General features: G+C 72.3%; 24 protein-coding genes and 1 riboswitch. Of the genes, 11 read left to right on the forward strand and 13 right to left on the reverse strand.

Features of this window, described 5'->3' with window-relative positions; all coding sequences use genetic code 11:
- Positions 1-15: 15 nt before the first annotated feature.
- Both ACFV20_RS06645 and ACFV20_RS06650 read right to left on the reverse strand, forming a co-directional pair.
- Positions 16-411: a hypothetical protein gene (locus ACFV20_RS06645; RefSeq protein WP_385653198.1), complete on the reverse strand. Its 396-nt coding sequence runs from the start codon at positions 409-411 to the stop codon at positions 16-18.
- A 2-nt stretch (positions 412-413) separates the two neighbouring features.
- The gene (locus ACFV20_RS06650; RefSeq protein WP_385653128.1) at positions 414-1163 is read right to left on the reverse strand and encodes a LytR/AlgR family response regulator transcription factor; all 750 of its coding nucleotides are present in this window, start codon (positions 1161-1163) and stop codon (positions 414-416) included.
- A gap of 122 nt (positions 1164-1285) precedes the next feature.
- Here ACFV20_RS06650 and ACFV20_RS06655 point away from each other — a divergent pair, with 122 nt between their 5' ends.
- The 5 genes from ACFV20_RS06655 to ACFV20_RS06675 all read left to right on the forward strand — a co-directional run bounded on the left by ACFV20_RS06655 (position 1286) and on the right by ACFV20_RS06675 (position 7932).
- Positions 1286-1801: an Lrp/AsnC family transcriptional regulator gene (locus tag ACFV20_RS06655; RefSeq protein WP_385653131.1), complete on the forward strand. Its 516-nt coding sequence runs from the start codon at positions 1286-1288 to the stop codon at positions 1799-1801.
- Between the two features lie 126 nt (positions 1802-1927).
- Positions 1928-2749 carry a dimethylargininase gene (gene ddaH / locus ACFV20_RS06660; protein ID WP_385653133.1) on the forward strand — a complete coding sequence of 274 codons (822 nt, stop codon included), beginning with the start codon at positions 1928-1930 and terminating at the stop codon, positions 2747-2749.
- Positions 2746-3999 (forward strand): ornithine--oxo-acid transaminase, encoded by a 1254-nt coding sequence (rocD, locus tag ACFV20_RS06665; RefSeq protein WP_385653135.1) that lies wholly within the window; start codon positions 2746-2748, stop codon positions 3997-3999. Before ddaH ends, rocD begins: the two co-directional genes overlap by 4 nt.
- A gap of 155 nt (positions 4000-4154) precedes the next feature.
- Positions 4155-6635 (forward strand): SpoIIE family protein phosphatase, encoded by a 2481-nt coding sequence (locus ACFV20_RS06670; protein ID WP_385653138.1) that lies wholly within the window; start codon positions 4155-4157, stop codon positions 6633-6635.
- Between the two features lie 58 nt (positions 6636-6693).
- Positions 6694-7932: a PP2C family protein-serine/threonine phosphatase gene (locus ACFV20_RS06675; protein WP_385653140.1), complete on the forward strand. Its 1239-nt coding sequence runs from the start codon at positions 6694-6696 to the stop codon at positions 7930-7932.
- Here ACFV20_RS06675 and ACFV20_RS06680 read toward each other — a convergent pair whose 3' ends face one another.
- Positions 7933-8388: an RpiB/LacA/LacB family sugar-phosphate isomerase gene (locus ACFV20_RS06680; protein WP_385653143.1), complete on the reverse strand. Its 456-nt coding sequence runs from the start codon at positions 8386-8388 to the stop codon at positions 7933-7935.
- A gap of 360 nt (positions 8389-8748) precedes the next feature.
- Here ACFV20_RS06680 and ACFV20_RS06685 point away from each other — a divergent pair, with 360 nt between their 5' ends.
- Both ACFV20_RS06685 and ACFV20_RS06690 read left to right on the forward strand, forming a co-directional pair.
- Positions 8749-9465, forward strand: a complete 717-nt coding sequence (locus tag ACFV20_RS06685) for a lysophospholipid acyltransferase family protein (RefSeq protein WP_385653146.1) — start codon at positions 8749-8751, stop codon at positions 9463-9465.
- A gap of 59 nt (positions 9466-9524) precedes the next feature.
- A complete protein-coding gene (locus ACFV20_RS06690) occupies positions 9525-10556 on the forward strand; it encodes an NAD-dependent epimerase/dehydratase family protein (protein WP_385653148.1) in 1032 nt (343 codons plus the stop codon).
- A 50-nt stretch (positions 10557-10606) separates the two neighbouring features.
- Here ACFV20_RS06690 and ACFV20_RS06695 read toward each other — a convergent pair whose 3' ends face one another.
- The 8 genes from ACFV20_RS06695 to ACFV20_RS06730 all read right to left on the reverse strand — a co-directional run bounded on the left by ACFV20_RS06695 (position 10607) and on the right by ACFV20_RS06730 (position 17821).
- Positions 10607-12214, reverse strand: a complete 1608-nt coding sequence (locus tag ACFV20_RS06695) for an alpha/beta hydrolase (protein ID WP_385653150.1) — start codon at positions 12212-12214, stop codon at positions 10607-10609.
- Between the two features lie 159 nt (positions 12215-12373).
- Positions 12374-13132 carry an urease accessory protein UreD gene (locus ACFV20_RS06700; RefSeq protein ID WP_385653153.1) on the reverse strand — a complete coding sequence of 253 codons (759 nt, stop codon included), beginning with the start codon at positions 13130-13132 and terminating at the stop codon, positions 12374-12376.
- A 116-nt stretch (positions 13133-13248) separates the two neighbouring features.
- The gene (gene ureG, locus ACFV20_RS06705; RefSeq protein WP_385653155.1) at positions 13249-13926 is read right to left on the reverse strand and encodes an urease accessory protein UreG; all 678 of its coding nucleotides are present in this window, start codon (positions 13924-13926) and stop codon (positions 13249-13251) included.
- Positions 13927-14041: 115 nt separating this feature from the next.
- On the reverse strand, positions 14042-14716 hold the full coding sequence (locus ACFV20_RS06710; RefSeq protein ID WP_385653157.1) for an urease accessory protein UreF: 675 nt from the start codon (positions 14714-14716) through the stop codon (positions 14042-14044).
- Between the two features lie 10 nt (positions 14717-14726).
- Positions 14727-16448: an urease subunit alpha gene (locus tag ACFV20_RS06715; protein WP_385653159.1), complete on the reverse strand. Its 1722-nt coding sequence runs from the start codon at positions 16446-16448 to the stop codon at positions 14727-14729.
- On the reverse strand, positions 16441-16752 hold the full coding sequence (locus ACFV20_RS06720) for an urease subunit beta (RefSeq protein ID WP_053674249.1): 312 nt from the start codon (positions 16750-16752) through the stop codon (positions 16441-16443). The genes ACFV20_RS06715 and ACFV20_RS06720 overlap by 8 nt, the downstream gene beginning before the upstream one ends.
- A gap of 12 nt (positions 16753-16764) precedes the next feature.
- A complete protein-coding gene (locus ACFV20_RS06725) occupies positions 16765-17067 on the reverse strand; it encodes an urease subunit gamma (RefSeq protein WP_385653162.1) in 303 nt (100 codons plus the stop codon).
- Positions 17068-17179: 112 nt separating this feature from the next.
- Positions 17180-17821 (reverse strand): TetR/AcrR family transcriptional regulator, encoded by a 642-nt coding sequence (locus ACFV20_RS06730; RefSeq protein WP_385653164.1) that lies wholly within the window; start codon positions 17819-17821, stop codon positions 17180-17182.
- A gap of 152 nt (positions 17822-17973) precedes the next feature.
- Here ACFV20_RS06730 and ACFV20_RS06735 point away from each other — a divergent pair, with 152 nt between their 5' ends.
- Complete coding sequence (locus tag ACFV20_RS06735; protein ID WP_385653166.1) at positions 17974-18966, forward strand: ABC transporter permease; 993 nt, start codon at positions 17974-17976, stop codon at positions 18964-18966.
- 354 nt (positions 18967-19320) lie between these two features.
- On the opposite strand, the gene ACFV20_RS06740 is transcribed toward ACFV20_RS06735, so the two are convergent.
- Both ACFV20_RS06740 and ACFV20_RS06745 read right to left on the reverse strand, forming a co-directional pair.
- Complete coding sequence (locus tag ACFV20_RS06740) at positions 19321-20457, reverse strand: hypothetical protein (protein WP_385653168.1); 1137 nt, start codon at positions 20455-20457, stop codon at positions 19321-19323.
- Positions 20458-20582: 125 nt separating this feature from the next.
- Complete coding sequence (locus tag ACFV20_RS06745) at positions 20583-20870, reverse strand: type II toxin-antitoxin system prevent-host-death family antitoxin (RefSeq protein WP_381428773.1); 288 nt, start codon at positions 20868-20870, stop codon at positions 20583-20585.
- 88 nt (positions 20871-20958) lie between these two features.
- Here ACFV20_RS06745 and ACFV20_RS06750 point away from each other — a divergent pair, with 88 nt between their 5' ends.
- The 3 genes from ACFV20_RS06750 to ACFV20_RS06760 all read left to right on the forward strand — a co-directional run bounded on the left by ACFV20_RS06750 (position 20959) and on the right by ACFV20_RS06760 (position 22935).
- Entirely contained in the window at positions 20959-21594 is a 636-nt protein-coding gene (locus ACFV20_RS06750) for an ATP-dependent Clp protease proteolytic subunit (RefSeq protein ID WP_385653170.1), read from the forward strand.
- 6 nt (positions 21595-21600) lie between these two features.
- Positions 21601-21909, forward strand: a complete 309-nt coding sequence (locus tag ACFV20_RS06755; protein WP_385653172.1) for a hypothetical protein — start codon at positions 21601-21603, stop codon at positions 21907-21909.
- Between the two features lie 336 nt (positions 21910-22245).
- Positions 22246-22458: riboswitch (cyclic di-AMP (ydaO/yuaA leader) on the forward strand.
- A 3-nt stretch (positions 22459-22461) separates the two neighbouring features.
- Positions 22462-22935 carry a C40 family peptidase gene (locus ACFV20_RS06760; RefSeq protein WP_362243388.1) on the forward strand — a complete coding sequence of 158 codons (474 nt, stop codon included), beginning with the start codon at positions 22462-22464 and terminating at the stop codon, positions 22933-22935.
- Positions 22936-23051: the final 116 nt, after the last annotated feature.

Raw genomic sequence — 23051 nt, forward strand, 5'->3', positions numbered from 1 at the left:
GGTTCTCGGTGGGCGTCAGCGGTCTTCGACGAGGCGTACGAAGTCGCGTTCGTTGCGCTCGGCCCGGCGGACGTACCAGCGGGCGAGCAGCACCAGCGGGACGTAGAGGCCGAAGCCCAGGACCGCCCATTCCAGGCGGCGGGCGTCGGGCAGCGCCGCGAAGAGCAGCGGGAGCGGGCCGACGAGCAGGCCGAGGACGGTGAGCACGGTGAGGGCGGCGCGCAGTTGGGTGCGCATCAGGGAGCGGACGTAGGTGTGGCCGAGGGTGGTCTGCTCGTCGATCTCGGTGCGCGGCCGGTAGGACCCGGAGGCCTGCGGATGGCGCCCGCGTGAGCGGAGCCGGGCGTGCGGGAGGGTCTGCCGGGGCGGGCCGGTGACGACGACACGGCGCTCGGTGTGGTCCTGGGGCACCGTCACGGCCTCCTCATGAGCAGGTCGCGCAGTTCACGCGTGTGGCGCCGGCTGACCTGGAGCTCCTCGGAGCCGACGAGGACGCTGACGGTGCCCGCGTCGAGGCGGAGTTCGCCGATGTGGCGCAGGGCGACGAGGTGGCGGCGGTGGATGCGGACGAAGCCGCGGGTGCGCCAGCGCTCCTCCAGGGTGGACAGCGGGATGCGCACCAGGTGGCTGCCCTTGTCGGTGTGCAGGCGGGCGTAGTCGCCCCGGGCCTCGACGTGGGTGATGTCGTCGACGGCGACGAAGCGGGTCACGCCGCCGAGTTCGACGGGTATGTGGTCCGGGTCGGGTTCGTGGACGGGGATGCGGGGGGTGGCGCCGCGCAGTTCGGCGGCCCGGCGGACGGCCTCGGCGAGCCGCTCCTTGCGGACCGGTTTGAGGACGTAGTCGACGGCCTTGAGGTCGAATGCCTGGACGGCGAAGTCCTCGTGGGCGGTGACGAACACGACGAGCGGCGGCCGGGCGAAGCCGGTGAGCAGCCGTGCGAGGTCGAGGCCGTCGAGGCCGGGCATCTGGATGTCCAGGAAGACCACGTCGATGGCTTCGGGCCCGCCCGGGCCGGATTCCAGGGCGCGGTTCATGCGCCGCAGTGCCTCGGTCGCGTCGCCCACACCCTCCGCGCTGCCGATGCGCGGGTCGGCGCGCAGGAGGTAGAGCAGTTCCTCCAGCGAGGGGCGTTCGTCGTCGACAGCCAGGGCACGCAGCATGAACCCGGAGTGTAGGGGTGATCCGAACGCCTGGACATGTGCCGGGGGTGGACGTTCGCGCCGGACGCGGTGCGCGTGCCCGGCGGGGCGCGGGCCGGGAGGCCGGTGGATACAGTGCCCGCATGAACAGCAGGTCCACGCCGTTCGACGAACTCGACCGGCAGATCATCACCGCGTTGATGGCGAACGCGAGGACGTCGTTCGCGGAGATCGGCACGGCGATCGGGCTGTCGGCGACGGCCGTCAAGCGGCGGGTCGACCGGCTGCGTGAGACGGGTGTGATCACCGGGTTCTCGGCGACGGTGAAGCCGTCGGCGCTGGGCTGGCGCACGGAGGCCTACGTCGAGGTGTACTGCGAGGGCGCCGCCCCGCCGCGGCGGCTGGCCGAGGTGGTGCGGGACTACCCGGAGATCGCGGCGGCGATGACCGTGACCGGGGGCGCGGACGCGCTGCTGCACGTGCGGGCGCGGGACGTGGAGCACTTCGAGGAGGTGCTGGAGCGGATCCGGCAGGAGCCGTTCATCCGGAAGACGATCAGCGTGATGGTGCTGTCCCACCTGCTGCCGGAGAGCCCGGAGGCGGGGGCGAGTCATCCGGCCCCGGAGGGGGTTCCGGGCGGCGCAGCAGACGTGCGCTGAGCGGCTCCAAGACGCAGCGTTCCTGCGTGAACGCGCAATCTTTGTTTCTTGTCGGCCACGGCCGTCACTTCCTACCGTTGTGTCAACCCACAGTCACACACCGTGAGGAAGCGGAGGGACCCCTCTGTGCCCGACTCCCGTGTGCCGCGTCGGCGGCGCTACCTCGTCTGCGAGCCGAGACATTTCGCCGTGCAGTACGCGATCAACCCGTGGATGCATCCCGACGAACCCGTCGACGTCATCCGTGCCCTGGACCAGTGGCAGGCGCTGGTCGACACCTACCGGGCCCACGGCCATACCGTGGACAGTGTGAAACCCGTCCCCGGCCTTCCGGACATGGTTTTCGCCGCGAACGCGGCGGTCGTCGTCGACGGCCGTGTCTTCGGGGCGCTCTTCCACTCGCTCGAACGCCGCCCCGAGTCCGTGCCGTACGAGGCGTGGTTCAAGACGGAGGGCTACGACGTCTACCACCCCGAGTCGGTGTGCGAGGGCGAGGGCGACCTGGTGCCGGCCGGCCGCTGGATCCTGGCCGGGACGGGTTTCCGTACGACCCGGGAGGCGCACAGCGAGGTGCAGGAGTACTTCGGGACGCCGGTGATCAGCCTGACGCTGGTGGATCCGTACTTCTACCACCTGGACACGGCGCTGTTCGTTCTCGACGACGAGAACATCGCCTACTACCCCGAGGCGTTCTCGCCGGGCAGCCGCGAGGTGCTGGCCCGGCTGTACCCGGACGCGGTGCTCGCCACCCGCGAGGACGCGATGGCGTTCGGGCTCAACTCCGTCTCCGACGGGCGCCACGTGTTCATCTCACCGGGGGCGACCCATCTGGCCGGGCAGCTGGCCGGCCGCGGCTACGTCCCCGTCCCCGTCGACCTGTCCGAGTTCTACAAGGCCGGTGGCGGCATCAAGTGCTGCACCCAGGAGATCCGGGAGATCCGCTCATGAGCGCACCCGTCCGCACCGAGGACCCGCAGGGAGCCCGTGACCCGCGTGGGACACGCGGCTCGCAGGAGCTGATCCGCGCGGAGGAGCCGGTCCTCGCGCACAACTACCACCCGCTGCCGGTGGTCGTCGCCCGCGCCGAGGGCACCTGGGTGGAGGACGTCGAGGGGCGGCGCTACCTCGACATGCTGGCCGGCTACTCGGCTCTCAACTTCGGCCACCGGCACCCGGCGCTGATCGATGCGGCGCACCGCCAGCTCGACCGGCTGACCCTCACCTCCCGCGCCTTCCACAACGACCGGCTCGCCGAGTTCGCGGAGCGGCTGGCCGCCCTGACCGGCATGGACATGGTGCTGCCGATGAACACCGGCGCGGAGGCGGTGGAGAGCGGGGTGAAGGTGGCCCGCAAGTGGGCCTACGACGTCAAGGGCGTACCGGCCGACCGGGCGACGATCGTGGTCGCGGCGGACAACTTCCACGGCCGTACGACGACGATCGTCAGCTTCTCGACGGACGAGACGGCCCGGGCGGGCTTCGGGCCGTTCACGCCGGGGTTCCGGGTGGTGCCGTACAACGACCTGGCCGCGATGGAGGAGGCGGTCGACGAGACGACGGCGGCGGTGCTGATCGAGCCGATCCAGGGCGAGGCGGGAGTGATCATCCCGGATGACGGCTATCTGGCGGGGGTGCGGGAGCTGACCCGCCGCAAGGGCTGTCTGTTCGTCGCGGACGAGATCCAGTCCGGGCTGGGCCGCACGGGCCGCACGCTGGCGGTCGAGCACGAGCCGGTGGTGCCGGACGTGCTGCTGCTGGGCAAGGCGCTGGGCGGGGGCATCGTGCCGGTGTCGGCGGTGGTCGGGCGCCGGGAGGTGCTCGGGGTGCTGCACCCGGGTGAGCACGGCTCGACGTTCGGCGGCAACCCGCTGGCGGCGGCGGTCGGCACGGCGGTGGTGGAGCTGCTGGAGACGGGCGAGTTCCAGCGCCGGGCGGCCGAACTGGGCGAGATCCTGCGGGACGGTCTGACGGGGCTGGTCGGCAGGGGCGTCGTCGGGTTCCGCGCGCGCGGCCTGTGGGCGGGCGTCGACATCGACCCGGCGCTCGGCACGGGCCGCGAGATCAGCGAACGCCTCATGCGGCAGGGAGTCCTGGCGAAGGACACCCACGGCTCCACGATCCGCCTGGCCCCACCGCTCACCATCACGGCCGAGGAGCTGACAGGGGCACTCGGGGCGCTGGAGAAGGCACTGGGGTAGACGACGGGTCCGGCCCGGGCGCCGGGGGTGGGAAGCCTCCCTCCGTGGCCGGTGCGCCGCCCCGACCGGCCCTGCACAAGCCGCCCCTCCTGGCCGTAAGGGTGAAGATTGAGGCAAGAGGTGGTAGACCACTCTCAGCGACAGAGAGGTCGGCCGTGGGCGCAGACGAGGTGTACGGCGTTGCCCGGCAACGGTTCGACGTGGCCGACGCGGCGCCGCTGTTGCTCGACGCACAGGGCGTGGTGACGGGCTGGACGAGCGATGCCCGGCGGCTGCTGGCGTACCCGGCTTCCGAGGCGGTCGGCAGGAAGCTGGCCGACCTGCTGACCGCCGAGGACGCCGAGCGCGTACCCGACCTGGTCGAGCGGTTCCGCAGGGACGGCGGCTGGACGGGGCTGCTGACGGCCCGCCGCAGGAACGGGCAGCCGGTGCGGGTCGCGGCCAGGGTCGTCTCGGCCGAGGAGGCGCAGGGCGGTGAGCGCTGGCTGATGCTCCTGTCGGAACTGTCCCGCTCCGCCCGCGGCTGGAGCATGAGCCGGACCGTCCTCGAACAGATGGCGGCGAACGCCCCGGTCGGCATCGCGATCGTGGACACGGACCTGCGCTTCGTGTGGTCGAACGCCGCCCTGGAGCAGTTCGGCGGCGGCCCCGCGGCACGCCGGCTCGGGCTGCGCTTCGCAGACGTGCAGCCGGGAATGGACGCCCAGGCGGTCGAGGCGCAGATGCGGCACGTCCTTCAGACCGGCGAGCCGGTGGTCGGCTACGAACACGTGGGTCACGTGCGCTCGGCCCCGCTGCACGAGACGGCGCACATGCTGTCGTTCACCCGGCTCGAGGACGACCGGGGTCATCCGATCGGCGTGTACTACACGGTCGTGGACATGACCGACCGGCACCGTGCGCGTCAGCGGCTGGCGCTGCTCGACCGGGCGGGCGAGAGCATCGGCCGCAGCCTCGACCTCACACGCACCGCGCAGGAACTGGCGGACGTGGCCGTGCCGGGGCTGGCCGACTTCGTAGCCGTGGACCTGCTGGAGTCGGTGCTGCACGGCGGCGAGCCGGCGCCCGGGCCGCTCGAGGACTCGGAGGAGCCGGTGGAGCTGCGCCGTGCCGGCTACCGGTCCGCGCAGGAGGATCTCCTGGACGCCGTCATCGAGGTCGGCGAGGGGGTGGCCTTCCGGGCGGGTACGCCGCCGTTCCGCTGTCTGGCCACCGGGCGGTCCTGGCGTGCGGAGCGGCTCGACCCGCTGACCCGGGACTGGACCACGAGCTCCCCGAGCGGCCGCCGGGCCACGTTCCTGGAGCTCGGCCTGCACAGCGTGATGACCGTGCCGATCCGTTCGCGCGGCATCACCCTGGGCATCACGACCTTCTACCGGCGCCGGGAGCGGGAGCACTTCGACGACGAGGACCTGCGCCTGGCCGAGGACCTCGTCGCCCGCGCGGCCGTCTGCGTGGACAACGCCCGCCGTTACACCCGTGAGCGGGACGCCGCGCTGGTCCTGCAGCGCAGCCTGCTCCCCCACCGGCTGCCCGAGCAGGACGCCGTCGAGGTGGCCGCGTGCTACCGGCCGGCCGACGAGCTGACCGGTCTCGGAGGTGACTGGTACGACCTCATCCCGTTGTCGGGGGCCCGGGTGGCGCTGGTCGTGGGCGAGGTGCCGGGGCACGGCATCGACGCCGCCGCGGCCATGGGGCAGCTGCGGACCGCCGTTCGGACCCTGGCGGCTCTGGATCTGCCGCCGGAGGAGGTGCTCGCGCACCTCGACGACCTGGTGGCGCGTTCGGCGCGGGAGGAGGGCGCGGAGTCCGGGACGGCGGGTGCCCCGGGCACGCAGTCCGTGGGCTCCGGCTGCCTCTACGTGATCTACGACCCCGTCGACGGCGGATGTGCCATGGCGGCGGCGGGGCATCCCGCCCCGGCCGTGGTCCGGCCCGACGGCTCGGTGACGTTCGTCGAACTGCCGCAGGGGCCGCCGCTGGGGGTGGGCGGCCCGCCCTTCGAGGCGGTCGAGCTGTCCCTGACGGAGGGCAGCACGCTGGCACTGCACACCGACGGGCTGCTGGCGCGGGGTGAGACGTGGGCCGTCGACGCGGGCCGGGACCGGCTGCGCCGGGCGCTGGAGCAGGCGGGTCCGCTCGAGTCGTACTGCCGGTCCGTGGTGGACGCGCTGGTCCCGGCCCACCCGTACGACGACGTGGCGCTGCTGATGGCCCGGACGAAACGTCTCGGCGCCGGCCAGGTCGCGGCCTGGGAGCTGCCCGCGGACCCGGCCGTGGTCGCCGACGCCCGCCGCACGGCCACCCGGCAGCTCGCGCACTGGGGTCTGGACGAGCTGGCCTTCACGACGGAGCTGGTGGTGAGCGAGCTCGTCACCAACGCCATCCGGTACGCCACCGGTTCCATCCGGCTCCGGCTGATCCGGGAACGCGCCCTGGTCTGCGAGGTCCTCGACGGCGGCGCCACCGCGCCCCATCTGCGCCACCCCCGTACGACGGACGAGGGCGGGCGCGGGCTGCTGCTGGTCTCCCAGCTCACCCAGCGGTGGGGGACGCGCTTCGTCCCCGAGGGAAAGGTCATCTGGGCCGAGCAGTCGCTGACGGACCTTCCCGGCTTCCCGGCCGAGCCCGGTTGAGGTTCTCCCGCACCGTGCGCGAAACTGGTGTGACCCCTGCGGTGGTGAGGCGGCAGCCATGGCGGAGACGGCGATCGACTACGGCGCGGTGTTCCGGGCCCTGCCGGGCATGGTGGCGCTCCTGACGCCCGACCTGGTGTACGCGGACGTCAACGAGGAGTTCGTCCGGGTCTCCGGCCGCTCGCGCGAGCAGCTGATCGGCAAGTACCTGTTCGACGTCTTCCCGGACAATCCGAACGACCCGGCCGCGACGGGCATGCGCAACCTGGAGGCCTCGCTGTACCGCGTCCTGGCCACCGGGGAGCGTGACGCCATGGCCCTGCAGCGCTACGACGTCGAGGACCCCGAGCGGCCCGGCACGTGGCACAAGCGCTACTGGAGCCCGGTGAACGCGCCGCTGCTCGGACCGGACGGCAAGGTCGCGCTGATCCTGCACCGCGTGGAGGAGGTCACCGAGCTGATCCGGGCCCGGGGCGACCCGGCGGGGAACCAGGGCGGCCGGGCGCGGGTGCTGGAGGCCGAGCTGTACACCCGCGCCCGGGAGCTGCAGGAGCTCAACGAGCGGCTGCGCCAGGCGCACTCCAGGGAGCGGGAGGTGGCACTGGCGCTCCAGGAGGCGATGCTCCCCGCACCCCGGCAGGTCCGCCACCACCGGGCCGCCGTCCGGTACCGGCCGGCCGTGGGCGCGCTCAACGTGTGCGGCGACTGGTACGACCTGGTCGATCTGGTGGGCGGCGACCGGATCGGCGTGGCCGTGGGCGACGTGGTCGGGCACGGGCTGGAGGCCGCCGGGGTGATGGGGCAGTTGCGCAGCGCGCTCAGCGCCGCCTCCCGGGTCGCCGACGGGCCGGCCCAGGCCCTGGACGTGCTGGGGCGCTACGCCCACGTCATCGACGGGGCCGAGTCGGCGACCGCCGCCACGACCTTCATCGACTGCGACCGCCATGTCATCACCTACAGCAGCGCCGGACATCCCCCGCCCGTGCTCGTCCACGCCGACGGCCGCACGGAGTTCCTCGACCGTGCCACGGACACCCCGCTCGACGCCCGCCCGGACCCGATCCCGAGACCCCAGGCGGAGACCGGGTACGCGCCGGGTGCCACGCTCGTGCTCTACACCGACGGCCTGATCGAGCGGCGCCACGAGGACATCGACACAGGCCTGTACCGGCTCGCGGACGCCCTGCGCGATCATCGGGACCAGGACCCCGAGACGCTCGCCGACACCGTACTGGCGGAGCTGCTGCCACCGGGGGGCGCCACCGACGACACCGCGCTGATCATCGTGCGCCTGTGACTACATCCGGGCCTTGCCGTGGTCGAGCAGCCGGACCCGGTCGACGTTCTGCCGGTCCTCGGCGTCCGCGCTGGGCTCTCCGGCGAACCAGGCGTCCAGGATCTCTTCCAGCAGCGGCTGCGAGGTCAGACGCAGGCTGAGCGCGAGCACGTTCGCGTCGTTCCAGCGGCGCGCCCCGTCGGCCGTGTAGGCGTCCGTGCACAGGGCCGCCCGGGCGCCGGGCACCTTGTTCGCCGCGATCGAGGCGCCCGTGCCGGTCCAGCAGCACACCACCGCCTGGTCCGCCGCGCCCTCGGCGACCTCACGGGCCGCGGCCTCGGAGCACACCGCCCACTGCGGATCGTCCCCGGGGCGCAGGGCGCCGTGGAGGCGTACCTCGTGGCCCCGCTCGCGCAGGGCGGCCACCAGGGAGCGGGCGACGGGTTCGTCCATGTCCGAGGAAACAGAGATCCGCATGCCTGGCAGGGTACTCGCCGGGGCGCGGGGCGGCCCGGGCCACCGGCGCACAGCCACCGCCCGTCGGCAAGAGCCACCGTCCCGCCACGCACCCCCGGTATCGCGCCAGGCCACCCGTTCGGCTTGCCCGCCACCCGGATGGCGCAGCACGCTGGTCCCGCGGTCCTCCCCAACCGCATGTGCACCACCGGATGCACCCGTCTGACTGACCATCAGTCAAAAGGCGAAGGATCTGTGCGGTCCGCCCGCACGAGGTGCCCGGTGGACGTGCCTGCACCTACACTGGCACCCCACGACATGCCGGTTGACCTGCTGGAACGCGGCGGCTGAGTCCACCGCGAGAGTCGAGGAGCGCCCGCTTTGTTCTACTACCTGCTGAAATACGTGCTACTGGGCCCGCTGCTGCGACTGGTCTTCCGGCCTCGAATAGAGGGCCTGGAGCACGTGCCCGCGGAGGGCGCCGCCATCATCGCCGGCAATCACCTGTCGTTCTCGGACCACTTCCTGATGCCCGCGATCCTCAAACGGCGCATCACCTTCCTCGCCAAAGCCGAGTACTTCACGGGTCCGGGCATCAAGGGCAGACTGACGGCCTTCTTCTTCCGCAGCGCGGGGCAGATCCCGGTCGACCGCTCCGGCAAGGAGGCGGGCCAGGCCGCCATCCGCGAGGGCCTCGGCGTGCTGGCCAAGGACGAGCTGCTCGGCATCTACCCGGAGGGCACCCGCTCGCACGACGGCCGGCTCTACAAGGGCAAGGTCGGGGTGGCCGTGATGGCCCTCAAGGCCGGCGTCCCGGTGATCCCCTGCGCGATGATCGGCACCTTCGAGGCCCAGCCGCCCGGCAAGGTCATCCCCCACATCCGCCCCGTGGCGATCCGCTTCGGCGAGCCCCTCGACTTCTCCCGCTACGAGGGCATGGAGAACGAGAAGGCCGTCCTGCGCGCCATCACCGACGAGATCATGTACGCGATCCTCTCCCTCTCCGAGCAGGAGTACGTCGACCGGTACGCGGCCGTGGTCAAGGCCGAGGAGGCCGCCACCAAGGAGCGGAAGTTCCGGCGCATGCCCCTCGGTTGAGCTCTGCTGTCGGCAGAGGACCGTTCCCGCCCGGTCCCCCGGCGATCTACGGTCACGGCATGAGACGTGCTGTGGTGATCGGGGCGGGCGGACAGATCGGGCGACCGGCGGTTCAGGCCCTGGCGAAGGACGGCTGGGACGTGACGGCCCTCTCGCGCGGCGGCGGCCCGGACGAGGGCGGGCCCGGCGGGGTGCGGACGCGGCGGCTGGACCGCGAGGACGACACGGCGCTCGCCGGGCTGATCGGCGACGGCTGCGACCTCGTGGTCGACCTGGTCGCCTACTCGGCCCGGCACGCACGGCAGCTGACGGACCTGGCCGACCGGATCGGGGCGGCCGTGGTGCTGTCGACGGTGGCGGTGTACGACGACGGCACCGGCCGTGGCTTCGACACCATGAGCGAGCCGGACGGGCTCCCGCGGTACCCCGTGCCGATCACGGAGGACCAGGCGACGGTCCCGCCCGGCGACACCACGTACGGCACCCGCAAGGCGGCGCTGGAACGCGAACTGCTCGCGGCGGCAGACCGGTTGCCCACGACCGTGCTGCGCCCGGGCGCGGTCCACGGGCCGCACAGCCCGCTCCCCCGCGAGCTGTTCTTCGTCAAGCGCAACCTCGACGGCCGGCGCGGGCGGGTCCTCGCCTTCCGCGGCGGGAGCCTCTTCCACACCTCGGCCGCCCGCAACGTCGCCGAACTGATCCGGCTGGCGGCGGCCCGGCCGGGCTCGCGGGTCCTCAACGCCTGCGATCCGCGGCCGCCGACCGTGGCGGAGATCGGGGCGGCCGTGGACGCGGTCATGGGGGTGGAGACGCGGACCGTGCTCCTGGACGGGCCGGCGTCGGCGTCCGTGGGCGCGACGCCCTGGTCGGTGGAGTCGCCGGTGGTGTGCGACATGACCGCCGCGGAACGGGAGCTCGGCTACCGGCCGGTGGTGACCTACCGGGACAGCCTGCCGGAGACGGTCGAGTGGCTCACCCGCCGGCTGTCCGAGCAGCACTGGCGGGAGGCGTTCCCGACCCTGGCCCGCGCCTACCCGGACCTCTTCGACTACGCGGCGGAGGACGCCTGGTTCGCGGCCCGCCGGACATAGGTGAGGGGCGGCCGGTGTCCCGGCCGCCCCTCACCCCCGTCGGACGACGGCTACGGCTTCGGCGTGGCGTGCGGTGCGCACGTCACGTCGGCACCGTCCAGCTTGCCGGTGAGCAGGTAGCTGTCCACCCGCGGGTTGATGCACGGGTTCACCAGGCTGGTGACGCCGTGGGAGCCCGCGTCCTTCTCGGTGATCAGACGGGAGCCCTTGAACCGCTTGTGCAGCTCCACGGCGCCCTCGTACGGGGTGGCCGCGTCCCGCTCGGACTGGACGATGAGCACGCCGGGCAGACCCTTGCCGGTCTTGACGTGCAGCGGCGTCTGACGCTTGGTCGGCCAGGTGGCGCACGGCAGGTTCATCCAGGCGTTGGCCCAGGTCATGAACGGGTGGTCGCGGTGCAGCCGGGTGTTGTCCCGGTCCCACGTGCGCCAGTTGGTGGGCCAGGGGGCGTCAGCGCACTCCACGGCCGTGTAGACGGCGTTGCTGTTCTCCGAGGCCGCGTTGCCCGCCGTGTCGGACAGGTCCGGGGCGGCGGCGTCGACGAGCGCCTGGGTGTCGCCGGCGACGTACTTGCTGAAGACCGAGGCGGTGGACGCCCAGGCGGAGTCGTAGTACGGGGCACTCTGGAAGAAGGAGATGAGCTCGGCCGGGCCGACGACCCCGCCGAGGGGGTTCTTCTTCGCGGTGGCCCGCAGCTCCAGCCACTTCGCCTGGACGGCGGCGCGGGTGGTGCCGAGGTGGTAGGTCGCGTCGTTCGCGGCGACCCAGTCCTGCCAGTCCTTCCAGCGGCCCTCGAACGCGACGTCCTGGTTCAGGTTGGCCTGGTACCAGATGTTCTCCCGGGAGGGGTCGACGACGCTGTCGACGACCATGCGGCGCACGTGGCCCGGGAAGAGGGTGCCGTAGACGGCGCCCAGGTAGGTGCCGTAGGAGACGCCGAGGAAGTTCAGCTTCTTCTCGCCGAGGGCCGCGCGGATGACGTCGAGGTCGCGCGCGGTGTTCAGCGTGGTCATGTGCGGCAGCATGGCGCCGCTGCGCTCCTGGCAGCCCTCGGCGTACTCGCGGGCCAGCTTGCGCTGGGCGAGCTTGTCGGCCTCGGAGTCGGGCACCGGGTCGGCCTTGGGAGCCTTGACGAACTCCTGCGGATCGACGCAGGAGATGGGCGTGGACTTGCCGACGCCGCGCGGGTCGAAGCCCACGAAGTCATAGGCCTTGGCCACGTTGGCCCAGACGGCGTTCTTGTTGGTGACCCGGGCCGGGAAGCGAAGCCCGGAGCCGCCGGGGCCACCGGGGTTGTACAGGAGCGCGCCCTGCCGCTCGGCCTGGGTGCCCGTGTTGCCGATGCGGTCGACGGCGAGCTTGATCTGCTTGCCGTGGGGCCTGGCGTAGTCGAGCGGCACGGTGACGTACCCGCACTGGATCGGCTTGGCCAGGTTCCAGTCGGCCGGGCAGTCCTGCCAGTCGATGCCGGCCTTCGCGGCCCGGGCGGCGGCGATCGCGGTGCCCCGGGCCTCGCGGTCCCGGCCGTGGCCGCTGCCCGCGCCGGCACTCGCGTTCGCGGTGGGCGCCGCGACGGCGCCGGCTATCAGCGTGGCGGTGACGAGCGCGCCGGCCGAACCGAGCACCGCCACCCGCCTCTTCGGTCTCGAACCCCTCAAGGGGGACCTCCCCGTACCTCGTCGAGATCAGTACGGGCGATCCTCCCGGTTGTGAGGTCCCTGACAAAAGGGCCGGGCGCCCTTCTTTGCCAATCCGATAAACGGAGAGGCGGTTCTGCTCTACGGACGCCCAGGGGGCTGGGGACGGAACTCCGCGACCTACGCCCGCTGGAGCGACGCGAGGGCCTCGTCGAGCAGCCGGCGCAACCGGAGGGCGTCCGGCGCCACCGCGGTCACCAGCGCGGCGGGCCCGGCGAGCGGCACCAGCGAGGCCCCCTCCCCCAGCACCGCGGCCGTCACCGGCTCGGCGGCGAACTCCGGTCGCACCACGACCAGTTGCCCGACCGCACGATGCCCGGCCAGTACGGCGGGGCCGTCCCAGCCGCCCGGGGCGCCGGGCCCGCAGGCCAGTTCCTGGTCGAGCACGGCCTGTCCGGCGACCCGGACGGTCAGACGGCTCGTGAGGCGGCCTGGTTCCTCACCGACGCGCCCGAGCACCTGCTCCTCGCGCAGCACGAGCCGGGCCGTGGCGGCGAGTTCCACGCGGGTGTCGACCTTCAGATCACTGCCCCGGGCGGAGATCAACTGCTCCGGCAGCCAGTGCAGTTCGCCCTGGCCGGCAACGGTGAGGCGGACGTCGTAGCGCGCGTCGCCCTTGGACTGTCCGGGCAGGGCGATGGTGGCCGCGGCCGACCCGACGGACAGGCGCGCGCCCTCCTCCACCCGGCCCTCCACGGTGAAGTGGTCACCGCCGAGCGGCCCGCTCATCGCGCCGACCAGCATGACCCGCGCCCCGGTGCCGGCGGCCCGGGTGCGTCGCAGCGCCAGGGGCCCGTCGCTCTCCAGCACGGGCAGACAGGTCCCGCCCCGCCCGTCGTCCCGGGCGACGATCCGCGCGACGGACCGCACCCCGGCCACGGCACCGGCACCGGCTCGGAGCGGACCGGCACCGGCTCCGGGTCCGGCTCCGGGTCCGGCTCCGGGTCCGGCTCCGGGTCCGGCTCCGGGTCCGGCTCCGGCTCCGGCACGCACGCTCACGCGGTCCACTCGGCGAGCCGCGACCGCACCCACGCGGCGACGTCCGCCACCCCGGCCTCGCTGCGCAGCGACTGGAAGACCACCGGCAGTTCGGCCCGTTGCGCCTTGGCGTCGGCCGCCATCCGGGCCAGGTCGGAGCCGACGTACGGGGCGAGGTCGGTCTTGTTGACGACGAGCAGGTCGGCGGTGGTCACGCCCGGCCCGCCCTTGCGCGGGATGTCGTCGCCCCCGGCCACGTCGATGACGAAGATCTGCGCGTCGACGAGCCCCTTGGAGAAGGTCGCGGTGAGGTTGTCCCCGCCGGACTCCACGAGCACCAGGTCCAGCGGCCCGGCCGCGTCCTCCAGGTCCTCCACCGCCTCCAGGTTGGCGGAGATGTCGTCCCGGATCGCGGTGTGCGGGCAGGCGCCGGTCTCCACGGCCGTGATCCGCTCGGGCGGCAGCACGGCCTCGCGGAGCAGGAACTCGGCGTCCTCTCGCGTGTAGATGTCGTTGGTGACGACGGCGAGCGACAGTTCGTCCCTCAGCATGCGGCAGAGCGCGGCGACGGTGGCGGTCTTGCCGGACCCGACGGGGCCGCCGAGCCCGATGCGGAGTGCTCTGCGGGTGCCGTCGGGGCGGTGGGCGTCCGCGCTCACGGTGGCGGGGCCGTCGTGGTTGTGGTCGAGGTGCATGTGCGGCTCCTTCGGGGTGGTGTGCGCTGGTGTCGGAGTGCGGGTGGGTGGGGGCCGGGTCACGCAAGTCCCCGCACCCCTTGGGGAGTTGATCTGCACGGGGCCCGGAGGGCGGTTATGAGGCGAACAGCCGGACAGGCCACCCCGCGTGCGCCTCCGCTCCGATCTCCAGCAGGGGCGCCGACGCGGCGGGCAGGGCGTCGACGCCGCCGTCCACGCTCAGACGTGCCGCCTCCACCGCGCGGTCCACGACCCGGTCCACCTCGGGCGCCAGCCGGGCCAGCACCCCGGTCGCGTCGAAGGGGTCGAGGCTCAGCAACCGCACGGTCGCCGAGGCGGGCCCGCTCACGTTCTCGTACGCCGCGCAGTACGCCGCGTCCCGCGGCCCGAGCCCCGCCGCCCGCGCCGCCAGTCCGAGCACCACCGGCTGATGGGCCCCCTTGGGGAACTGCCTGCCGAGTGCGTCCAGTTCGGCGGACGGCCAGGTCGCGCGGGCGGCCCGCAGCAGCTGCCGCCCCAGTTTGCGCGCGGCGACCCGCAGGGCGGGCGACGGCGTACGGGCGTCCGCGGCACGGTCGAGGGCGACGGGGTCGATCCCGAGGGCGGCCGCCGCCGCGAGGCCGGCCGCCACCAGCCCGGCCGTGTGCAACCGCCCCCGGCAGAACGCCTCCAGGCTCGCCGCCCCACTGATCCGCCCGGCCTTCACCGCCGCCTCGGCGCCACCGGAGTGCGCATGGCCCCCCGCGGGAAACCGTCCGTCGGCCAGGACGAGCAGCGCTGCACGCGACATCGGACCACCCTCAGAACAGGAAGTAGCGCTGAGCCAGCGGAAGTTCGGCTGCGGGTGTCGCCTCGACCAGCTCCCCGTCGATGTACACGGCGAAGCTGTCGGGATCGACCCGCACCTCGGGCCGCGCGTCGTTCTCGCGCATGTCGGCCTTGGTGACCCCGCGCGTCGACTCGATCGCCGCGAACCGCTTCCCGAGCCCCAGCCTCTCCGGCAGCCCGGCCTCGACGGCCAGGGGGGCGACGAAGTTGAGGGAGTTGGAGGCCGGGGCCCGCCCGATCGCGCCGTACATCGGGCGCGGCAGGATCGGCTGCGGAGTGGGGATCGAGGCGTTCGCGTCGCCCATCTGCGCGTAGGCGATCTGCCCGCCCTTGATGACGAGTTGCGGCTTGACGCCGAAGAACGCCGGTTCCCAGAGGACCAGGTCGGCCAGCTTGCCGCTCTCCACCGACCCCACGTGCCGGGCCAGGCCCTGGGCGAGCGCGGGGTTGATCGTGTACTTGGCGACATAGCGACGGACTCGCCGGTTGTCGGCCCGGCCGTCGCCGGGCAGTGCGCCCCGCCGCCGCTTCATGACGTGGGCGGTCTGCCAGGTCCGCATGACGACCTCGCCGACGCGTCCCATGGCCTGGGAGTCGGAGGAGATGATCGAGATGGCGCCCAGGTCGTGCAGCACGTCCTCCGCCCCGATCGTGGACGGCCGGATGCGGGACTCGGCGAAGGCCAGGTCCTCCGGCACGGCCGGGTTGAGGTGGTGGCACACCATCAGCATGTCGAGGTGTTCCTCGGCGGTGTTGACGGTGAAGGGCCGGGTCGGGTTGGTGGAGCTCGGCAGCACGTACGACTCGGAGACCACGGTCATGATGTCCGGCGCGTGCCCGCCGCCCGCGCCCTCGGTGTGGTACGCGTGGATGCCCCGGCCGGCGATGGCAGCCAGGGTGTCGCCCACGAATCCGGCCTCGTTGAGAGTGTCGGTGTGGATGGCGATCTGGATGCCGGTCCGCTCGGCGACGGTCAGCGAGGCGTCGATGACCGCCGGGGTGGATCCCCAGTCCTCGTGCAGCTTCAGGCCGAGGGCGCCCCCGCGGATCTGCGACAGCATCGCTTCGTGGGAGACGGTGTTGCCCTTGCCGAGCAGGCCGATGTTGAGCGGGTGGGCCTCCATCGCCTCCAGCATCCGGGCGAGATGCCAGGGACCGGGCGTCACGGTGGTGGCCTTGGAGCCCTCCGCGGGGCCCGTGCCGCCGCCGACGAGGGTCGTGATGCCCGAGGAGAGCGCCTCGTCGGCGATCTGCGGGCAGATGAAGTGGACGTGCGCGTCGATCGCACCGGCCGTGAGGATGCGCCCGTTGCCGGCGATGATCTCGGTCTCCGGGCCGATGACCAGGTCGGGGTGGACGCCGTCCATGGTGTCGGGGTTGCCGGCCTTGCCGATGCCGGTGATCCGGCCGTCGCGGATGCCCACGTCGGCTTTGACGATCCCCCAGTGGTCGATGATCACCGCACCGGTGACGACGGTGTCCGCAGTGCCCTCCGCGCGGGTGGCGCGGGCCTGGCCCATGGACTCGCGGATGACCTTGCCGCCGCCGAACACGGCCTCGTCACCGGCGAGTCCGGGGCCGCCGGAGCGGTCCTCCTCGATCTCGACCAGCAGGTCGGTGTCGGCGAGCCGAATCCGGTCACCGGTCGTGGGGCCGAACAGGTCGGCGTACGCGGCACGCGAGATCTCAGGCATCGAGGGCACCTCCGGTCTCCCCGCGCAGTCCGGGCACCACACGGGCCCCGGCCAGCGGAACGAGCTCCACGTCCACGGGGATCCCGGGTTCGAAGCGCACGGCGGTGCCGGCGGCGACGTTCAGCCGCTTGCCGCGCGCGGCGGCGCGGTCGAACTCCAGGCCGGGGTTGGCCTCGGCGAAGTGGTAGTGGGAGCCGACCTGCACGGGCCGGTCGGCGGCGTTCAGGACGGTGAGCCGGGTGACTTCTCGGCCCTCGTTGTAGGCAATCGGGTCCTCGGCGAAGAGGATCTCTCCGGGAATCACGGCGGTCTCCCGTCAGACGATCGGCTCGTGGACGGTGACGAGCTTGGTGCCGTCCGGGAAGGTGGCTTCGACCTGGACGTCGTGGATCATCTCCGGGATGCCCTCCATGACGTCGTCCCTGGTCAGGATCTTGCGTCCGGAGGCCATGAGGTCGGCGACGGTGCGGCCGTCCCGGGCGCCCTCGAGGATGTGCGAGGTGATGAGCGCGACCGCCTCGGGGTGATTGAGCTTCAGCCCGCGGGCCCGGCGCTTCTCGGCCACGTCCGCCGCCACGTGGATCAGCAGTCGTTCTTGCTCGTGCGGGGTCAGCTGCACGTTCCACCTCACAGTCGTCACTCCGGGCCGTGCGGGGCCGGTTGCCGCGGCCACGGGGCAAAGTGCCAGGTGGCGCGGATCGGCAGGCTAATTGGACCGCGTTTCGGGCACGTTAACCGAGCTGTGATCCTCCGGTGCCCTCGCCCCGCATGCCCGTGAGGGCCCGCAGGCCGTCCTGAAGGACCTCGACCGGGGCGGGTCCGAAGAGGGACTGCTGCGCGATGAACCCGAGCACGCAGGCGATCATCGTGCGGGCCACGTGGTCCGGGGCGACGTCCGCCCGCATCATGCCCGCCTCCTGATAGCCCTCGACGATCCTCCCCCAGGCCGCGCGGACCGAGCCGTAGCCCTCCTGCAGGAGGGCCGCCAGCTCCTCGTTGCGCAGGGTCTCCGTCCACACCTGGATGACGAGCCGGGGAAAGGCGGGCCGGCCGTCCACGACCAGGGACTCACGGGCTGCGAGCGTCCTGCCGAGAACCGAGGCGACGAGTTCGTCCGGCGGCGGGGGCGGACTCTGCCGCGCCGCCTCCTCGAAGGCCTCGCGCACGGAACCGAGGGTCTCGGCGACGATCGCGCCGATCAGCTCCTCCTTGCCGCTGAAGTAGCGGTACACCGCCCCCGCGGAGAGGTCGACCTCCTTCAGCACGTCCTGCATGGACGTGGCGTGGAAGCCGTTGCGGGCGAAGCAGAGCGCGGCGCCGTCGAGGATCTGGCGGCGGCGGGCGTCGAGATGTTGCTGGGACACGCGAGCCATGATCCCCAAAGTAAAACGAATATTCATTCTTGACAAGACGCCGCGACCGGAGCACGGTGAAGGCAGAGAAAAACGAACGATCCTTCTCTTTAGTGGCCCGGGACCCGTTTCCCGGCCCCGCCGCCCGGTTCCGCTCTCCTCAGGAGACCCTCATGCCTTCCCGCAACCGCCGTGTGATCGCGGTCGTCGTCCTCGTGCCCGTCCTGGCAGCCCTCGCCCTGTGGGCCTTCGCCTGGCCCGCCTCCCGCATCGCACCCCGCGACCTGCCCCTGGGCGTGGCCGGACCGCCCTCCGCGGTGACCCAGGTCGAGCGACAGCTGGAGCGGCACGAGGGCGCCTTCGAGATCCACCGCTACGCCGACGAGGCAGCCGCCCGGGACGCCATCGAGGACCGGAGCGTGTACGGCGCGCTCGTGGTCACCCCCGAGGGGCCGGAACTGCTCACCGCGTCCGCGGCCGGCCCGGCCGTCGCTCAGTTCCTGCAGCAGGCCGTGGGCCGGCAGTCCGCCATGGAGGGCACCCAGGTGCGGACGGTCGACGTCGTGCCCACGCCGTCCGGCGATCCGCGCGGCGCGGTGCTGAACGCCGCCGTGCTGCCCCTCGCCCTGGCCGGCATCGCGGCCGGCGCGGTGGTCACCCTGCTGGGGCTGCGCGGACGCCGTGCCGTGCTCGCGCTGCTCGGCGCGTCCGCCCTGGTGGGTGTGGTCGCGGCGGGGATCGCGCACAGCTGGCTCGGGGCACTCGGCGGCGCCTGGTGGACGGAGGCCGGCGTGCTCGCCCTGTCCACGCTGGCCGTCAGCGGTGCCGTCGCCGGGCTCGCCGCCCTCGTCGGCTCCGCCGGCACGGGCATCGGGGCCGCCCTGGTGATGCTGATCGGCAACCCCTTCTCCGGCGCCACGTCGGCCCCGCAGATGCTGCCGGAGCCGGCCGGCGCGATCGGCCAGTGGCTCCCGCCGGGCGCGGGGACGACGCTGCTGCGCTCGGTGTCGTACTTCGACGGCGCGGCGGCGACCGGACCGGCCCTCACCCTGGCCTGGTGGGCGGCTCTCGGCCTGGGCGCCGTACTGCTCGGCAGCTCGCTCCGGGCCCGGAAGACGGGCGGTGGACCCGCGGCCGAGCGGCGGGAACTCTCGGCGGTGGCCTGACCGCCACGCGCACGACCCGGAGGGGCCAAGAAGTGGACCGTGCGTCCCCGCCGTAGCGGACGGGGGCGCACGGTCTTTCCGTCGGTCCGGTCCTAGCCGCCCACCACCACGGGTGCAGGTCATCTTCGAGGGGGCCCGGGGCGTCGATCCGGGCCCAAGGGCATGCGCACACAGACGGTCCCCGGAAATTTCCGATCAACCCACTACTCGTATCTCAGAACTCGCCGGGGACCTGGCCGGTGCCCGACAGGTACTCCGCGAGGGAGCCCTGTCGCGGTTGACCGGTCCTATTTGCAATGATTACTCCTGTTGTGCGAGGTGGTCAAAGGATTCGGCGGACCATCTCGCGCCGGCCTACTGCGGGGGAAGTTCGAAGCGCAGCAGTGCCCCGGCCCGGTGCGCGCGAAGTTCCGTCTCCGGCTCGATGTGCCGGACGTCGCCGCCGTCGTCGATGACGCTCTGGGTCAGTTCGTCGATGACGTCGGGGACCTCGCGCAGCGGCTCCCCGCAGAGCGGGCAGGTCTCTCCCGAGCGCGCAAGCAGCCCGTCCCGGTCGCAGACGACGCCTGGAGCAACCGCCTCCTCGTCCACCGCCAGCGTCCGGATCGCGGCCAGCGAGGCCGCCCACAGCGTCTCGTCGAGCCCGACGGCGCAGGGCAGCCGGGCCGCCTTGGCTTCCAGGATCTCGCCGACGAGCTCCCTCTGCTCCTGGTGTGCGTGGTCGGAGACGAGCTCCTGCACCTTCTGCTTGATGTCCTCGGGCGTGGCGGTCTCGCGGTCGACGGTGAAGCTGCCGATGAGCCGGTCCCGCAGTTCGCGCGGGAGAAATTCGATGAAGGCCGGTACCTCGAAAGAGTGGCCGCCGATGACGAGCAGGTCGAAGCGCCCGGTCCCGAACAGCTGCTTCAGCTCGCCGATGAGCCGCCGGTAGTGCCGTTTGCTGAGCTCGTCGGCCTTGTTGCGGACCCGGTTTTCGGCGAGCCCCGCGGCGTAGTTGGGCTTGCGCAGCGTACGGTCGCGGATCGTTTCCAGCTCCCGGGCGTCGTCGATGTAGTGCTCCCAGACCTCGCCCGTCCCCTTGTCCACGATGACCGCGCAGGTGCGGTAATACTCGTCGAGCACGCCCAGCATCGGACGGACGTACGGATCGGCGTCCACCACGAGGCGTTCACGAGTGGTTCGCGGCAGCCACACCTGCTCGTAGACGCCGTTGCCGCTGCAGGAGAAGACGGCGACAGTGCCCGGTCTGTGGGGCTCCTCCTCGAGCGCTTTCCCGATCTTCGCGATGTCGTCGCGGAGCGAGAGCCGCGCGGCGTGCTCAAGTGAGCGATCCTCCGCGAGGGGCCGGATGCGGTCCAGCAGGCTCGCCACCCGGGTCAGGAACGCGCGGCGGCCCGTCCTGTCCGGTTCCGCGGGGATGTAGAGCGAGACGAGCGGAAGTCCGTTCCCGTCCAGCCGGAGAATTCGATCGACCTGCTCTTGCGTGATCATCACTGCTCCTCGCGCTCCGTGAGCCTCGCTCCGCCCGTTCCAGGTAACGCGGTGGGCGCAGGAGCAGCAACCGCAGCGTGACCGGCATGCCCAGATCCACGTCCCACTGATCCCTACGAAACCGCCTAGGCCGGCCCGGCCCTGCGGTGCTCCGCCGCGATGCCGAACCGCTGGGGTTCGCCAGGGGCGGAAGCGACCTCGCGGACCGTGGAGACCGCGCTGACCACCTGCTCCTCCGCGACCTCCGCGAGCTCCTGGGTCTCTTCGAGTCGCCGCAGGTCATCGGCCGAGACGAGGGCGACGAGAGGCTTGCCGTGCCGGGTGACGACGACGCGTTCGCCGGCGTACACCACGCGGTTGATCAGGTCGGCGAGCTCAGCCCTGGCTTGCGTCACCGGAATCTCGTAGGCCATGCCCCCATCCTATCGCGACGTACGTCCTGTACATTTTTTACAGATGAGCCGCCGCCGGAGACGGCTCTGCCGCGAGGAGGGATTCGTCATGACCCGACCGTCCGCCCGCTACGTGCTGCCCGAGTTCACCGAACGCACGGGCTCCGGGCAACGGACGATGGATCCGTACTCGAAGCTCATGGAGGAGCGGATCGTCTTCCTCGGGGCGCCGGTGGACGAGACCTCGGCGAACGACGTCATGGCCCAGTTCATGCACCTGGAGCACCAGGCCCCGGAGCGCGACATCTCGCTCTACATCAACTCCCCCGGCGGCACCTTCCACGCGATGACTGCCCTGTACGACACCGTGCGGTACCTGACCTGTGACGTGGAGACGATCTGCCTGGGCCAGGCCGGTGCCGCCGCCTCGTTGCTGCTGGCCGCCGGCACGCCCGGCAAGCGATTCGCGCTGCCCGACGCCCGCTTGGTGATCCATCAGCCCGCGCTGCCCGAGCCGGTCCGGGGGCAGGCCAGTGATCTGGCGATCCAGGCCGAGGAGTTGACGCGCGTCCGGAGCCGGATGGAGGAGATGCTCGCGCTGCACACGGGCCGCACCCGGGAGCAGGTGAGCGCGGACATCGAGCGGGACAAGATCCTCACCGCCCAGGAGGCGGTGGAATACGGCCTGATCGACGGGATCATCCCCAGCCGCACGGCCACCCTGGCCCCGCCGACCGGTCGGTGAGGCCAGGTGCTCCCGCCCGAACTGCCGCCCCTGCCCGCCCTGACGCGCGCCGAGGCGGAGCTGATCGACCGTTACCTCGAGGTCGTCGACCTGCTCGGCCGTATCAACCCCGCCCAGGACGGCGACACCTACCGCGGACTGCGCGCCGCCCAGGCCCTGGTCGGCAAGGCGACCGCGCTGCGTGACGCACTCGCCCTGATGCACCAGCGGGGCGAGACGGAGCTCCACGCGCAGACCCTGGCCCGGGCGCTGCGGGTGCTGGACGGCGAGCGGCGCACCGCCCGGCTCACCCTGCCCCCGGAGTCCGTCAGTTGACGCGGAATCGCCGACCCGCTCGCCCGCCCCGTCGACGGAGCGTCGGGAGGTGAGTTGAAACGGACCAAAAGACGTACCCCTGTTCGGCGTAGGCGGGAGACCGATTTCCGGACCCTTCCGGTTGCGCAACGCGCGTGGACACCGGGCGGAATGAGGCATTCCGCCGCTGGTCCGGCGGTCCGCGAACCCGTGGACAGCGGTGCGAACGCACACGCGTCCACCCGAACGGGTGAGTGGTGAGTAACAACACAAATCCCCGGTTCCGTTGGGAAATCCGGACACGCATGCGCCAAGATCCCTGTCTGACGACAAGCCCCCGCCGCTGTGGCGGGGCGATCCGGGCGGACGCCGAGTCCTGCCGCCGCCCGGATGACCGGTCGACAGGAGTGGATCGGCAGGAGTGGAGGACCCAAGCACGACGGGTCGCCGGGACGGTCACGCCATGACCGGACCCGAGCAGCCCTTGGGGTGAAGCCGCGTCAGCGGCCGGGCAACTTTGTCAGCCCGAATCCGACAGGTCATCCTTCACAGGCGGCTGACGAAGGGTTGCGCATGACTGCGCTCAATCGTGTCCCGTCGCTCATGGCCCGGGCCGGCACCGCCTCGGCGCTCACCATCGCCGCGGTGGGCGGCTCGATCGTGGCACCCGGCTTCGCCTCCGACGCCGCGGCGGCCACGCCGGCGACCAAGGCACTCCAGATAGCGGCCTCGAAGAAGGGTGCACCCTACAAGTACGGGGCCACCGGTCCGCACCGGTTCGACTGCTCCGGGCTCACGCTCTACTCGTTCAAGAAGGCCGGCAAGAAGCTCCCCCGCACGGCTGCCCAGCAGTACAACAAGACCCGCCACATCTCCGCCAAGAACCGCAAGGCGGGAGACCTGGTGTTCTTCCACTCGGGCAGCAACGTGTACCACGTCGGCATCTACGCGGGTAAGAACAAGCTCTGGCACTCCCCGAAGAGCGGGGACGTGGTGCGGCTCCAGAAGATCTGGACCAAGAGCGTCTGGTACGGGCGCGTGAAGTGATCCGCCCGGCGTGGGGGGGGGGGCGGGCGCGGCGCCCCCCCCCCGGGCGGGGCCCCGGCGCCGCGGGGTGAACCGCACCCCCAAGGCGGGGGGGTATAAAAAAAAGGACCGGGCCA

The sequence above is a fragment of the Streptomyces sp. NPDC059696 genome, from assembly GCF_042733745.1.
In the GTDB taxonomy this organism is placed as follows: Bacteria; Actinomycetota; Actinomycetes; order Streptomycetales; family Streptomycetaceae; genus Streptomyces.

Coding starts and splice junctions, on each gene's coding strand:
- ACFV20_RS06650 (WP_385653128.1), bottom strand. CDS start 1,163: ATGCTGCGTGCCCTGGCTGTCGACGACGAACGCCCCTCGCTGGAGGAA.
- ACFV20_RS06655 (WP_385653131.1), top strand. CDS start 1,286: ATGAACAGCAGGTCCACGCCGTTCGACGAACTCGACCGGCAGATCATC.
- rocD (WP_385653135.1), top strand. CDS start 2,746: ATGAGCGCACCCGTCCGCACCGAGGACCCGCAGGGAGCCCGTGACCCG.
- ACFV20_RS06675 (WP_385653140.1), top strand. CDS start 6,694: ATGGCGGAGACGGCGATCGACTACGGCGCGGTGTTCCGGGCCCTGCCG.
- ACFV20_RS06680 (WP_385653143.1), bottom strand. CDS start 8,388: ATGCGGATCTCTGTTTCCTCGGACATGGACGAACCCGTCGCCCGCTCC.
- ACFV20_RS06690 (WP_385653148.1), top strand. CDS start 9,525: ATGAGACGTGCTGTGGTGATCGGGGCGGGCGGACAGATCGGGCGACCG.
- ureG (WP_385653155.1), bottom strand. CDS start 13,926: ATGCACCTCGACCACAACCACGACGGCCCCGCCACCGTGAGCGCGGAC.
- ACFV20_RS06710 (WP_385653157.1), bottom strand. CDS start 14,716: ATGTCGCGTGCAGCGCTGCTCGTCCTGGCCGACGGACGGTTTCCCGCG.
- ACFV20_RS06715 (WP_385653159.1), bottom strand. CDS start 16,448: ATGCCTGAGATCTCGCGTGCCGCGTACGCCGACCTGTTCGGCCCCACG.
- ACFV20_RS06730 (WP_385653164.1), bottom strand. CDS start 17,821: ATGGCTCGCGTGTCCCAGCAACATCTCGACGCCCGCCGCCGCCAGATC.
- ACFV20_RS06735 (WP_385653166.1), top strand. CDS start 17,974: ATGCCTTCCCGCAACCGCCGTGTGATCGCGGTCGTCGTCCTCGTGCCC.
- ACFV20_RS06740 (WP_385653168.1), bottom strand. CDS start 20,457: ATGATCACGCAAGAGCAGGTCGATCGAATTCTCCGGCTGGACGGGAAC.
- ACFV20_RS06745 (WP_381428773.1), bottom strand. CDS start 20,870: ATGGCCTACGAGATTCCGGTGACGCAAGCCAGGGCTGAGCTCGCCGAC.
- ACFV20_RS06750 (WP_385653170.1), top strand. CDS start 20,959: ATGACCCGACCGTCCGCCCGCTACGTGCTGCCCGAGTTCACCGAACGC.
- ACFV20_RS06760 (WP_362243388.1), top strand. CDS start 22,462: ATGACTGCGCTCAATCGTGTCCCGTCGCTCATGGCCCGGGCCGGCACC.